Source organism: Mesorhizobium sp. M1428 (genome assembly GCF_040317515.1).
Classification (GTDB): domain Bacteria; phylum Pseudomonadota; class Alphaproteobacteria; order Rhizobiales; family Rhizobiaceae; genus Mesorhizobium.
This window is the reverse complement of record NZ_JAMYKT010000006.1, coordinates 135,830-149,017: the sequence shown is the minus strand read 5'-3', so window position 1 is coordinate 149,017 and position 13,188 is coordinate 135,830. Positions and strand designations below refer to the sequence as shown.

11 protein-coding genes are annotated in these 13,188 nt (G+C 62.4%); 7 read left to right on the top strand and 4 right to left on the bottom strand.

Features of this window, described 5'->3' with window-relative positions; all coding sequences use genetic code 11:
• Window positions 1–59: 59 nt before the first annotated feature.
• Window positions 60–1,154, bottom strand: coding sequence for an S-methyl-5-thioribose-1-phosphate isomerase (gene mtnA, locus NKG60_RS11045; RefSeq protein ID WP_352660680.1), 1,095 nt, complete (start codon window positions 1,152–1,154; stop codon window positions 60–62).
• Window positions 1,151–2,422, bottom strand: coding sequence for an S-methyl-5-thioribose kinase (mtnK, locus tag NKG60_RS11040; RefSeq protein WP_352660682.1), 1,272 nt, complete (start codon window positions 2,420–2,422; stop codon window positions 1,151–1,153). Before mtnK ends, mtnA begins: the two co-directional genes overlap by 4 nt.
• Before the next feature lie 135 nt (window positions 2,423–2,557).
• On the opposite strand from mtnK, the gene NKG60_RS11035 reads away from it, so the two are divergent.
• From NKG60_RS11035 to NKG60_RS11020, 4 genes are all read left to right on the top strand, one after another.
• Window positions 2,558–4,069, top strand: a complete 1,512-nt coding sequence (locus NKG60_RS11035; RefSeq protein WP_352660685.1) for a sugar ABC transporter ATP-binding protein — start codon at window positions 2,558–2,560, stop codon at window positions 4,067–4,069.
• An 83-nt stretch (window positions 4,070–4,152) separates the two neighbouring features.
• Window positions 4,153–5,148 (top strand): ABC transporter permease, encoded by a 996-nt coding sequence (locus NKG60_RS11030; protein WP_352466051.1) that lies wholly within the window; start codon window positions 4,153–4,155, stop codon window positions 5,146–5,148.
• A 45-nt stretch (window positions 5,149–5,193) separates the two neighbouring features.
• Window positions 5,194–6,249, top strand: coding sequence for a substrate-binding domain-containing protein (locus NKG60_RS11025; RefSeq protein ID WP_352866700.1), 1,056 nt, complete (start codon window positions 5,194–5,196; stop codon window positions 6,247–6,249).
• 158 nt (window positions 6,250–6,407) lie between these two features.
• Window positions 6,408–7,253, top strand: coding sequence for an acyl-CoA thioester hydrolase/BAAT C-terminal domain-containing protein (locus NKG60_RS11020; RefSeq protein ID WP_352660690.1), 846 nt, complete (start codon window positions 6,408–6,410; stop codon window positions 7,251–7,253).
• Window positions 7,254–7,326: 73 nt separating this feature from the next.
• Here NKG60_RS11020 and NKG60_RS11015 read toward each other — a convergent pair whose 3' ends face one another.
• Window positions 7,327–9,381 (bottom strand): bifunctional aldolase/short-chain dehydrogenase, encoded by a 2,055-nt coding sequence (locus NKG60_RS11015; RefSeq protein WP_352660693.1) that lies wholly within the window; start codon window positions 9,379–9,381, stop codon window positions 7,327–7,329.
• 84 nt (window positions 9,382–9,465) lie between these two features.
• On the bottom strand, window positions 9,466–10,431 hold the full coding sequence (locus NKG60_RS11010) for a sugar-binding transcriptional regulator (RefSeq protein WP_352660695.1): 966 nt from the start codon (window positions 10,429–10,431) through the stop codon (window positions 9,466–9,468).
• 147 nt (window positions 10,432–10,578) lie between these two features.
• On the opposite strand from NKG60_RS11010, the gene NKG60_RS11005 reads away from it, so the two are divergent.
• The 3 genes from NKG60_RS11005 (at window position 10,579) to NKG60_RS10995 (ending at window position 12,960) form a co-directional block, all read left to right on the top strand.
• A complete protein-coding gene (locus NKG60_RS11005; RefSeq protein ID WP_352660697.1) occupies window positions 10,579–10,824 on the top strand; it encodes a type II toxin-antitoxin system ParD family antitoxin in 246 nt (81 codons plus the stop codon).
• A 2-nt stretch (window positions 10,825–10,826) separates the two neighbouring features.
• Entirely contained in the window at window positions 10,827–11,141 is a 315-nt protein-coding gene (locus NKG60_RS11000; RefSeq protein ID WP_352660699.1) for a type II toxin-antitoxin system RelE/ParE family toxin, read from the top strand.
• A gap of 178 nt (window positions 11,142–11,319) precedes the next feature.
• A complete protein-coding gene (locus NKG60_RS10995) occupies window positions 11,320–12,960 on the top strand; it encodes an acyl-CoA synthetase (protein WP_352660702.1) in 1,641 nt (546 codons plus the stop codon).
• Window positions 12,961–13,188: the final 228 nt, after the last annotated feature.

The window sequence follows — 13,188 nt, the reverse complement described above, 5'->3', positions numbered from 1 at the left end:
GCCGTGTTCAAGAAATCGTGAGATCAGGCAAATCCAGAGCGCCCTCCCGGCAAAGCGGATCATCCGCGCTCGGGAAACATCGCCTTCAGGCCTTCGCGCGAGGCCGTGGCGACACCGCGTTCGGTGATCAAGCCGGTGACCAGCCGCGCCGGCGTCACATCGAAGGCCGGATTGGCCGCCGGCGTGGCTTCCGGTGACACGCGTACCTGGGCGATCTCGCCGGAAGCGGTCTTGCCCCAAACCAGCGAGACCTCGTCGGGCGAGCGCTGTTCGATCGGGATTTCGGCCAGCCCGTCGCCCACCGTCCAGTCGATCGTCGGCGACGGCAGCGCGACATAGAACGGCACGTCGTTGTCGTGGGCCGCCAGTGCCTTGAGATAGGTACCGATCTTGTTGCACACATCGCCGTCGGCTGTGGTCCTGTCGGTGCCGACGACGACCATGTCGATCTGGCCGCGCTGCATCAGATGGCCGCCGGCATTGTCGACGATCAGCGTATGCGGCACGCCGTGGCCGGCCATCTCCCAGGCGGTCAATTGGGCACCCTGGTTGCGGGGTCGCGTTTCGTCGACATAGACATGGACTGGAATGCCGGCTTCCGTCGCCAGATAGATCGGCGCGGTGGCGGTGCCATAGTCGACCGTGGCCAGCCAGCCGGCGTTGCAGTGGGTCAGGATATTGACCGGTTCGCCCGGCTGCTTGCGCGCCGCGATCGCCTTGATGATTTCGAGCCCATGGGCGCCGATGGCGCGATTGAGGCCGACATCCTCGTCGGCGATCTCGCCGGCACGCCGATATGCAGCCGCGGCACGTTCTGCCAGGGGAAGCGTCAGCAGGAAGCGCTGCATTTCGTTCAGCGCCCAGCGCAAATTGATCGCCGTCGGGCGCGTTTCGTGCAAGGTTGCCCAGACGGCGTCGAGTGCTGCATCCGACGGATCGTCGGCCATCTGCATGGCGACGCCATAGGCGGCAGTGACGCCGATCAGCGGCGCCCCGCGCACCCACATGTCGCGGATTGCCGTGGCGATGCCGGCGACGGTATCGATCTTTTCGATGCGGAAATCATGCGGCAACCAGCGCTGGTCGATGATCTCCACCGAACGCCCGTCGTCACTCGGCCAGATGGTGCGGTAGTGGCGGTCGCCGACGTTCAAATCCTGCTCTCCCGTTCGATCAGCGCGGCCAACCGGTTGACCTCGTCGATGCTGTGGATCTGGCGCCGGTTGACGGCGAGGTGACGGCCGAATTTCAGCGCCTTCGCTTCACATCTGGCGCGCAGATCGGGATCGGCAATGGTCTCGAAATCAGCATTGTGGGCAAGGCCGAGAATGCGCCGGTGAACCTCGACGCCGGCAAAGCCGAGCAGATCGGTCCAGATCGACTGCAGCATGTGGTCGAGCGCCTGCTCGGCGCCAAGCCTGTCGCCCTGATCTTCGAACAGGCTCTTCTGGTAGAGCATGCCGGTACGCTCCGTCCGCCACAGATGCGAGAACTCGGCGCGGAATACCGACCATGTCTCGACCGTAACGCCGAGCAGATAGTCGCGCATGGCATCGCGGCTTCCGCCCTGTTCATGGCCGCGCTGCGAGAAGAACGCCATCCAGAAATTGGCGAGCAGCATGCCGACGTCGAAGGCGATCGGCCCGTAGAAGGCGAATTCGGGGTCGATCATCCGCGTTTCGGTGTCGGTGACCATGATCGAGCCGGAATGCAGGTCGCCATGCAGCAGCGTCTCGGCATTGGCGGCGAAGATGTGTTTCATGCGCTGCGCCTCGACCTTGAGGTCGCGGTCGGCGCGCAGCTCGGCGACAATGCCATCGAGCTGTGGGCTGGTGTGCCGGTTCATCTTGGCATCGAAATACGGATCCGAGAAAACCAGGTTCTCGGTGATGTCGCAGAGTTCGACATTGTCGGCGAACAGCGCCAGATCGGCCTTGCGGTCCTTGGTCGCCATGCTGAGGTCGGAGCCGCGAAACAACGTGCGGGCCATGAACAAGCCGATGTCTGTCGCGATGTTCGGCAATTGCCGGCCCTCGATCAGCGCCCGCCGCAAGATAATGTGCGGCAACAGGTACTCCATGATGATCAGCGCCTGGCCTTCGTCGAAGTGATAGATCTCAGGCACCGAACCCGGCGCCCGCGCCTGTTGCCGCGTCAGCGCATGGTATTCGAAGAAGGAGCGTTTTAGCGGCAGCGGCCAGCTGTCTCCGACCAGCCGGACGTAGGGCAGGGCCTGCTTGACGACGGCCGCACCCTCAGCACCCTCGACAATGAACACCAGGTTCAGATTACCGTCGCCGACTTCACGAACCTTCCACTGGCTCGTATCCTTGCCGATCTGCGAACACAGGGGCTCGTTGGCACCGAGACGGCCCGCCAGTGTCTCGACCGACAGTGCTTCGAACGGCGATTTCCCAGTCATCCTCACCTCCCGCTCATGTGCTCCGATGATAGCGGAGCCAACGCGGTCGGGCCAAGCTAGGAAGCCTGCTGGCAATTGTCAATCGTGTTGACAATTGCCGATATAGCCCATAGCGTCACGGTCAGGGAGGAACGAATGGGCAATGATGCCGTGTTCCGCGTCGACGGCCTGAGGAAATCCTTTGGCCATATCGAGGTGCTTGGCGGCGTCTCGCTCGAATTGCATGCCGGCGAAGTGACCGTGCTGATGGGCGCCAACGGCGCCGGCAAATCCACCCTCGTCAAGATCATCAGCGGTGTTTACGACCATGGCGGCGGCTCGATGTCGCTTGCCGGTCATGAGTTCGACCCGAAAACGCCGGCGGAGGCGATCCGCGCCGGCGTCGTCACCGTCCACCAGAACATCAATGACGGTGTCGTCGCCGACCTCGATGTCGCCACCAATCTTACCCTCGACAGGTTGAGCGGCAGCGGCGTGCCGACGCTGTTCAATCCAGGCCGGGTGCGTCGCGAGGCAAAGGCGGTGGCCGACCGCATGGGACTGGCCATCGACCTCAAGGCCCGCATCAGCGATCTCTCTCTGGCCGACCGCCAGATGGTGGCGATCGCCCGCGCCATGGCGCACCGGCCGAAAGTGCTGATCCTCGACGAGCCGACCTCCTCGCTGTCCAGCGCCGAGGCCGACCGGCTGTTCGCATTGCTCGACCGGCTTCGCCAGCAAGGCGTAGCCATTCTCTACATTTCGCACCGTATGTCTGACATCAGACGGCTTGCCGATCGCATCATTTCGATGCGCGATGGGGTCATCTCAGGCTTCTTCGACAAGAAGCCGTTGGATTATGAAGGCGCTGTCAACGCCATGCTCGGCCGCAAGATCCAGCTCGAGCGGATCGTCGCCAGGAATTCGGCCAAAGCAATTTTCACTGCCGACGCGCTGCGGATTGCTGAAGGCGCCAGGCCGATTTCGCTGACGCTCGGCGATGGCGAGGTCGTTGCCATCACCGGCCTTGTCGGTGTCGGCAAGACGGCGCTCGCCGAGACGCTGTTCGGCCTGCGCCAGCCGCTGGCCGGGACCATGGTGCTGAACGGGAAACCCTATGCGCCGGCGTCGACCGGCGAAGCGATTGCCGCCGGCGTGTTTCTCGTCGCCAAGGACCGGGGCGAAAACGGCATCGTCGGCGACTTCAATATCCAGGAGAATATCAGCCTGCCGTTCCACAGCCGCATGTCGCGTCTCGGTGTTCTCAAACGCCGTATCGAACGCGCCATTGCCCGCCGGCAGATCCACGAGCTCGGCATCGTCTGCCGCTCGGAGAAGGACGAGATGTCCGCCCTTTCCGGCGGCAATCAGCAGAAGGTGATGGTCGCCCGCTGGATGTCGCAGGCGGCAAGGCTATTCATCCTCGACGAGCCGTTTCAGGGCGTCGACATTTCGGCCAGGCGCGACATTTCCGCCAAGCTGCGGGCCAGCGCCCAAGGCCGCGCGACGCTGCTGTTCGTCACCGAACTCGACGAAGCCCTGGAGACGGCCGATCGCATCCTGGTGATGTCGGAGCAGACGATCGTCGGCGAGCACCGCAATACCGATGTCGATCTCGAGCGCCTGCTGGCCGAAGTGGCGGGCGGGCCGTTGCACAGCGTAGCCTGAGGGCGAGAAGACGATGAGAATTGGAATGGTGAGGGCATGAATTCGGGTTGGATAAAGACGGTGCCAGCGTGCGGGAGCGCTGAATGATCCTGCGCGACAATGCTATTCGCTATGGCTTCATCGTCCTGTTGTTCGGGCTGATCGCCTATTTCGCCGTCGCCGCCGATGGTTTCGTCTCGCCGCAAAGTGCTGTCTTCATATTCCAGTCGGTCGCCATCACCGGCGTTCTGGCCCTCGGCGTCACCGCCACGCTGGTCGTCGGCGGCTTCGACCTGTCGATCGGCTCTGTCGCCACCAGCGCCATGATGGCGGCTGCCTATGTCATGGTGGTGCTGGAACAGAACGCCGTCGTGGCGGTCGTCGTCTGTCTTGTGATCGGCGCGGTGGTCGGCCTAATCAATGGCTGGCTGATCGTCTATATGCGGGTGCCGGACCTTTTGGCGACGCTCGGCATGATGTTCCTGCTTGTCGGCCTGCAGCGCATCCCGACCGAAGGCCGTTCGATCGCCACCGGCATGACCATGCCCGATGGCTCGGTCGCCAACGGCAGCTTCGGCGCAGCGTTCCTGGCGCTTGGCCGCCATCGCTTCGATTTCTTCATCCCGAACCTCATTCCGGTGTCGGTCGTCGTCCTGCTCGTGCTGGCGGTGCTGATCTGGTTCTTTCTCGAATACACCCGTTTCGGGCGCATGATGTATGCGGTCGGCAGCAACGAACGCGCCGCCGAACTCGCTGGCGCGCCTGTCAAGGCATACAAAATCTGGGCCTACGTTATTTCTGGGGTTTTTGCCTCGATCGGCGGCATTTTGCTCGCTGCCCGGCTTGGACGCGGCGACATCGCCTCGGGTAATAATCTGTTGCTCGACGCGGTGGCTGCGGCACTGATCGGTTACGCGGTTCTCGGCGCCGCCAAGCCGAATGCCTTCGGCACGGCCGTCGGCGCGGTGTTTGTCGGCGTGCTGCTGCAGGGCCTGACGATGATGAACGCGCCTTACTACACGCAGGATTTCGTCAAGGGCGTGGTTCTCGTGGTCGCCCTTGTCTTTACCTTCGCCCTGTCCGGCAGGGGCAGGAGATAGGGTTCGACCGGTCACATTTTGGGTTCAACAAGTGGAGGAAGCGACGTGAACATCACAAGAAGACTTTTGGGGAAGGCAGCGTTCGGGCTTGCCGGCGCAACATTGCTGATGCAGTTGCCGGCAATGGCGCAGGATCGGCCGGCGCCGTTCGACAAGCCGGGTGCCGTCAAGATAGCGCTGGTCCGCTATCTCTCGACCGGCGACTTCTTCCAAGCCTATTTGTCCGGCGTCGAGGCGCAGGCCAAGGCGCTCGGCGTCGATCTGCGCGTGCTCGACAGCCGCCAGGACGCGGCGCTTCAGGCGGACATGGTCGACCAGGCCATCGCGCTCGGCGTCCAGGGCATCATCATCCAGCACGGACTGACGGAATCGATGAAGGACGCCGCCCAGCGCGCGGTCGACGCCGGCATCAAGGTCGTTGCCTTCGACGTCAATGTCGAAAACCCCAAGATCCCGCAGATCGAACAGTCTGACCGCGATCTCGCGCGCCTGGCGCTCGAACAGGCCGTCAAGGACAATGGCGAGAGCTGGAAGGCCGGCTATGTCTATGTCGCCGGCATCGCCCCGCTCGACCGCCGCAACGAGACCTGGGTCGAATTCAAGAAGAAGTATGCAGGCATCGACGAAGCTGCCATGTTCGGTACGCTCGACAACCCGATCGCCAATTCGGTCGCCAACCAGGCCCGTTCGGTGCTGTCGGCCCACCCCGACATCAAGGTGATGTTCGCGCCCTATGACGAATTCGCCAAGGGCGTGAAGATCGCCGTCGACGAGGCCGGGCTGAACAAGGACATCAAGATCTATTCTGCCGACATCTCGACCTCGGACATCGCCGCGATGCGCGAGCCGGACAGCGCCTGGGCGGCAACCGCCGCTACCAACCCGGCCGTCGTCGGCCAGGTCTCGGTGCGTGCGCTGGCGCAGCTTCTGGCCGGCGAAGATCCCGGCCACAACGTCATCGTGCCGCCGACGCTGATCACCCAGAAGGATCTGATCGACAAGGACATCAAGAACATGGAGGACCTCTCGGCCAAGCTGCCGCAGTTCGCCCATGCCGATGTCGCGATGCCGGCCTGGATGCCGAACCCGAACGCGAAGTAACTTTCGGCACGAGCAAAACAATAGCCGCCTGCAGCAGCTTGCTGCAGGTGGCTTTTTTGTCGAAGATGTCTGGCGAAGCCGGACTGCCGAAATCCAGTTGTCGCAGACACCGGTTTGCAGGCCGATTGGACGGTTGAAACCCAGGGTTCAGCAGGTACATGGAGGCGCATACGGTAAGAGAGGAAAGTCTTACCGGCGCCGTCGCCGGAACATTTTTTCGATGCTTGCAGGCCACCACGGGCGTCGTGGTGTTGGGTGGATCGAGCGGCCATGTCGATGTCGGTCGCGCGCGGCTCTTTGCAAATGCTGGTGCGTCGGCCTTGGCGCTGCAGTGGTTTGGCGGTGAGGGCCAGGTTCCAGGAATATGTGAGGTTCCCCTGGAAACGTTCTTTGCGGCAGCCGACTATCTCATCGAAACGGGATGCCGTCGCATCGTTTATGTCGGCACGTCTAAGGGGGCCGAGGCGTCTTTGCTTGCCGCGGTCCATGACCAGCGAATTGATGCGGTGGTTGCGATTAGCCCGTCATCCGTAGTTTGGGGAAATATCGGTGCGGGCCGCGATGGTGCCAGCTGGCCTGAACGATCCTCATGGTCGCTCGACGGTATCCCGCTGCCGTTCGTGCCGACAGATCCAGATTGGACACCAGAGTACGTCGATGGCCAGGTGTCCTACAGGGGTCTTTTCGAAAGTTGTTTGAAGACTTTCAAACGGGAAGCGAATGCGGCGACCATCCCCGTTGAGACCATATCGGCCGAGCTTCTGCTCGTCGCCGGTGGCGGCGATGCACTGTGGCCTTCCCTATCGTTCGCCCGAGATATTGTTCGGCGGCGCGGCGAAGCAGGCAAGGTCGCGCATCTCATTTCGTCGCCGGATGCGGGACACCGCATTCTCTTGCCAGGCGAGAACACACCACGCTCCGCATTGCACGCATACGGAGGCAATGACGAGGCCGATTCAAATCTGGGCACAAAGGCTTGGGAAGGCATCCGAGAACTGCTGTAGCAGCGGTTGAAGAATGCCTTCCATGGCCGTATCGCAAAATTCCGAGTTGCGTGCCTGTCTCGGCCGGTCCCGACTACCTCAACGCCGCCGCGATGTTGCCACCGTCCACCGTCGTCACGTCGGCGGTGGTCCGCTCGGCCAGCGCCTGATGCAGGAAGGCCTGAGCGACGTCTTCGGCCGTTACTTCCTGCCCGAGCAGGTTGCCGGACATATATTCCTTCTCCGACACGCCGCGCGCGCCCGAGCGGCTGGCGATCATGGCATCGGTCAACAGCCCCGAACGGATGCGGTCGGCGTTGACGGCATTGGAGCGGATGCCATGCGCGCCGTAGTCGAGTGCATATTGCCTGGACAAAAACAGCGTTGCCGCCTTGGGAATGCCATAAGCGCCGAACTTCGGCCCCGGATTGACCGCCTGCTTGGAGGTGTTGAACAACAGCACGCCGCCGGTGCCTTGCTCGAGCATGATGCGCACGGCATTTTGCGCCGCCGACTGATGGGCGAAGAAATTGAGTTCGAAGCTCTTGCGCAAGGTTGCGTCGTCGAGCTCGCCGATCCGGCCCTCCCAGGCAGCACCGGCATTGGAGACGAGAATGTCGAGGCCGCCGTAGACGGCGACCGCTTTGTCGAACGCAGCGCGCATCTGCGCCGGATCGGTGATGTCGGCGCCAATGCCGATCGAACCGTTACCGGCCTTTTTTGCCGCCTCGGCAGCCCTTGCCGCGTCGAGATCGACGACGACGGCATGGGCACCGTTGTCGGCGAACAGCTTTGCCGTGGCAGCACCGATCGCGCCGGCGCCGCCGGTGACCAGCACCACCTGGCCGGTCAGCGGCTTCGGCTTGTTGGCGGCGAGCTTGGCCTGTTCCAGCGACCAGTATTCGAGCGGGAACAGATCGCTTTTGGAGAGCGGGCGGAAATCGCCGACGGCTTCGGCGCCGCGTACCGCCTCGATCCACATTTCGCCGACGTCGGAGGCGATCTTCGCGTCCTTGAGCGTGCGGCCGTGGCCGAACATGCCGAGGCCGGGCACCAGCGTCAGCCGCGGCATCGGGTCGAGCATGGTGCGCTTCACGTCGTCGAGCGCATCATTGGTTTCGAAATAGGCGCGATAGTCCTTGGCGAATTTCTCGACATGCTGGCGGATGACGGATTTGTAGTCGCCGACCTTGTCAGCGTCGGGCGCAGGCAGTGCCATCGGTCCGGTCTTGATGCGGATCGACAGGTCGGGTGTCGACACGCCGCGCCCGGCATAGTCGGCAATTTTCGCCGAATTGATGAAATCGACGATCGCATCCGAGGTGCGGAAATCGCTGACCATGCGGTCGAAGCGGCCTTCGCCGCGTGCCACCGCCACCGCGCCGCGTAGCATCGGCGCAATCTCCGCGGGCTTCGCCAGCCCGGCCGGCAGTGCCACCTTTTCGGTGCGCGGCTTGCCGTGGCTGGCGATGAAATCCTCGGCGACGTTCACGTAATGGATCATCCGGTCGTAGGCCTGCTTGGCATCGTCGCCGAAGGTGAAAATGCCATGCTTGTCGAGGATCAGGCCTTCGACCGTCGGATCGGCGTCGAAAACATCAGCGGCCGCCTTCGCCAGATCGAAGCCCGGCATGATGTAAGGAACGAAGCCCATCTTTTCGCCGAACACCTTCCGGCTCAGCGCCTCGCTGTCCTCCTGGTCGACGATGGCGAGGATTGCGGTCGAATGCGTGTGGTCGACGAATTTGTGCGGCAGGAAGGCGTGCAGCAGCGTCTCGACGGAGGGATTGGGCGAGGACGGATCGATGAGGTTCGCCCGCTGCAGCGCGACCATGTCCTCATCGGAGAGCTTCTTCAGCGACCGCGCCTTCAACAGCGCGCCGAGCTTGACCGCCGGCAGGCCCTGCGGCTCGATGACGCCCATGTCCCAGCCGCTGCCCTTGACACAGAGCACGTCCCATTCGTCGCCGACAAGATCGGTGGCCCTGGTCTTGCACGAGGTGTTGCCGCCGCCATGCAGGACGAGCCGCGGCTCGCCGCCCAGCAGCCTGGTCGTGTAGACGCGCAGCGCCAGGTCGCGGGCCACACCCTTCTTTGCATAGTCGGCGACCAGCTTCTCCGCCTCGCCGTCATTCCACAGGTTCTTCATGTCAGCTTCGTCCGATTTCTCTTTGTTGTGAACAGGAATGCCGCGACGCTTTGATGACAATGCACCGGCGGCTGGAATTAACTATCAGGCGACCTTTTCTGCTGCCGCTCCGGCATTGTCGAGCAGCCGTCGCGCCATGCGCGCGCCGACGACGAGATGGGTGCAGAGCCCGCCGGCGATCGCCGCGACGAGCGGTTCGAACTTGCTCTCTTCCTGCACTACCACAAGCCGTTTTTCGATCTGGCGCAGCGATGACAGCTCTGCCGAAATCAGTCGGCGGTTGTAGCTGCAGTCGAGCGCCTGGCCGTGGGCGTCGATGATCTGTCCGGCAATGACGCCGGCCGCACCGGCCTTGCGCAATACAGCCATTTCACTTGGCGTCAGCGCGCCGCATTTGACCAGGTGGCTGTCGGTGTCCACCGAGCCTACCGAATACAGCGCCAGGTCGCATTCGCCGATGCCCGACAACTGCTCGCGGATCACCGGCTCGGCGCGCAGGCCGCGTGCCAGTTCTTCCGTCGTCAGCACCAGCGGCGCGTAAAAGTTCAGCCCCTTGGCATTGAGCCGGCGTGCGATTTCCATCGTACATTGGTCCGGCCGGTACGAATAGGGGGCGCCCAGATTGCCGCAGAGCTGCACCACGGTGACGTCCTGCAGATCGGCATAGGACATGATGTCGGCGATTGTGTAGATCGTCCGTCCCCAGGCGACGCCGATGCGGTCGCCCTTCCTCACCAGTTCGAGAAAGACGCTTGCCGCCAGCACCGCAATGTCAGTCGAGGGGTCGGCGACATAGCCGTTTTCCGGCGCGATCCAGACCGCGTCGAGCTTCAGCGCGTCTTCCAGCTTGCGCGCCAGCACGTCGTCGGTGAAAAGCTGGGTCGAGGTCGAGATGTTGACGATGCCGGTCTCGCGCGCCTTGCGCAGATACATCGCCACCGAGGCACGGGAAATCTTGAGCTGGCTGGCCACCTGGTCCTGGCGCAGGCCGTGTGCGTAGTAAAGCCAGGCGGCCTTGTGGATAAGCTGTTCTGCCGGTCGGATCGCCATGCCATCTCCTCGCTGACATTATTCACGGCTCTCGACAAAAGTCAAATTGAGAGAGGAGGCATGGTATGGCATGGGAGCATTGCCGATGTCAGCAATTGCACATTTATTGTTATTGCGGTACCATTTGATCAGACAGGAGATCCGAGAATGAACGTATCGTTGGGAGAGCGATGGGAAACCTTCGTGTCCAATATTGTCAAACGCGGCCGCTACGGCTCTGCCAGCGAAGTCGTGCGCGAGGGCCTACGCCTGGTCGAAGAACGAGAGGAAAAGCTGAAGGCGCTGCGTGCCATGGTGGACAAGTCGTTTGCCGAAGGCGGCGAGGCCACTGAGCAGGATATTGACGCGGCTTTGGAAGCCAAGGCCAAGCAACTCGCGAAGGAAGGCTTTTAGGGGTGCCACGGCTGCGCATGCTGCCGTCAGCACAGACAGATTTGGTCAATATCCTTGAATACATCACCAGCCAAAGCGGCAGCCTGTTGATCGGCCGGCGCTTTGTGGATGCGTTACGCCAGAAATGCCGCGATCTGGCGAGCTTGCCTGTGACGATCGGTCGTGCTCGTCCCGAACTCCGGCCGGACGTCCGAAGTTTCACTTTCAGGGGGTATGTTATTTTCTTCCGTTACAATAGCGATTTCTTCGAGGTGGCGAACATTGTGGAAGGACATCGGGACATAGATGCTTTGTGGCCGGAGGATGAAGGCGAGTAGGGCTCCCAGGTAAATAGGCGAAGCCGCATACCACTGAGGTGGCTTCGATGAGATATTCACCAACAGCGGGCGCTTGCATCGCGAAAGACGGTTGCAACAGACCGGCGATGCACAAATCCTACACCGTGTTCAAAGCCAGGTGGTAAGAAGGCCTAATAACCCATTTGCGGAGGACGGGATGGGCAATCCCTACGAACAGGACCTCGATCGAAACCCGGCCAACCACCAGCCGCTGACGCCGCTCACCTATTTCGAGCGGGCGGCAAAAACCTTTCCCGATCAGACCGCCATCATTCATGGCCGCCAGCGCACGACCTATCGCGATTTCTGGAAGCGCTCGCTGAGGCTTGCCTCGGCGCTGGCGAAGCGCGGCATCGGCAAGGGCGACACCGTCACCGTCATGCTGTCCAACACACCGCCGATGCTAGAAGCGCATTTCGGCGTGCCGATGACCAAGGCGGTGCTGCACTCGCTCAACACCCGCCTCGACGCCGCCGTCATTGCCTTCCAGCTCGATCACGCCGAAAGCAAGGTGCTGATCGTCGACCGCGAATTCGCCGGCGTGGTTCGGCAAGCGCTGACGCTGGCCAAGGTCAGGCCGCTGTTGATCGATTACGACGATCCCGACTATGCCGCCGATGCGCCCTATCCAAAGGGCGAGCGGATCGGCACGCTGGACTATGAGGCGTTTGTCGCCGACGGCGACGAGGATTTCGCTTGGTCGATGCCGGACGATGAATGGGATGCTATCTCGCTCAACTACACCTCCGGCACCACAGGCAATCCGAAGGGCGTCGTCTGTCACCATCGGGGCGCGGCACTGATGGCCTATGCCAACACCATCCACGCCGGGATGGGCAAGCACCCGGTCTACCTGTGGACGTTGCCGATGTTTCACTGCAACGGCTGGTGCTTTCCCTGGACGCTTGCCGTGCAGGCCGGCACGCATGTCTGCCTGCGCTGGGTGCGGCCGAAGCCGATCTACGACGCCATCGCCGATCACGGCGTCACCCATCTCTGCGGTGCACCCATCGTCATGTCGGTGCTGATCAACCCTAGGGACGAGGACAAGCGGCAATTCCCGCAGACCGTCACCTTCAATACCGCCGCGGCGCCGCCGCCCGAGGCGGTGCTGTCGGGCATGGCCGATGCGGGCTTTGCCGTCACCCATCTCTACGGCCTGACCGAAACCTATGGCCCGGCCGTCGTCAACGAATGGCATGGCGAGTGGGACCGGCTTGAGAAAGGGGCGAGGGCGGCGAAGAAGGCCAGGCAAGGCGTACGCTATGCCGCGCTCGAAGGCCTGACGGTGATGGACCCGCAGACGATGCAAGAGACACCGGCCGACAGCGAAACGATCGGCGAGGTGATGTTCCGCGGCAATATCGTCATGAAGGGCTATCTGAAAAACCGCAAGGCGAGCGATGAGGCCTTTGCCGGGGGCTGGTTCCATTCGGGCGACCTCGGCGTCATGCATCCGGACGGCTACATCCAGCTCAAGGACCGTTCCAAGGACATCATCATCTCCGGCGGCGAAAACATCTCCTCGATCGAGGTCGAGGAGGCGCTCTACAAGCATCCCGCCGTCGGTTCCTGCGGCGTTGTCGCCCGATCCGACGACAAATGGGGCGAGGTGCCGGTCGCCTATGTCGAGCTGAAGCCGGGCAAGGCGGCGACCGAGGCCGAAATCATCGGGCACTGCCGCGCGCTGCTCGCCCGCTTCAAGGTGCCGAAAGCGGTGATCTTCGCAGAAATCCCGAAGACTTCGACGGGCAAGATCCAGAAGTTCCGGCTGCGGGAGATGGCAAAGCAGCCTTAACGCCTGATCCGAAACGGAACCGATTTCGGAAAGCATCTTTTCAAGATCCTTCGCAAAAAAAGACGGGCGGCTTGCAGGCGCGCCCGGCGGAAACCACATGCGTTTCATGGGCCAACTCCGTCCAGAGGTGTCACCATCTGTCATCAGGGGCACCGGCTGGCGAAAATCGCGCCTTGACAGGTGATGGTTTTCAATTTACGAGTGACGAAATTCTAAATTCGTCAGTCG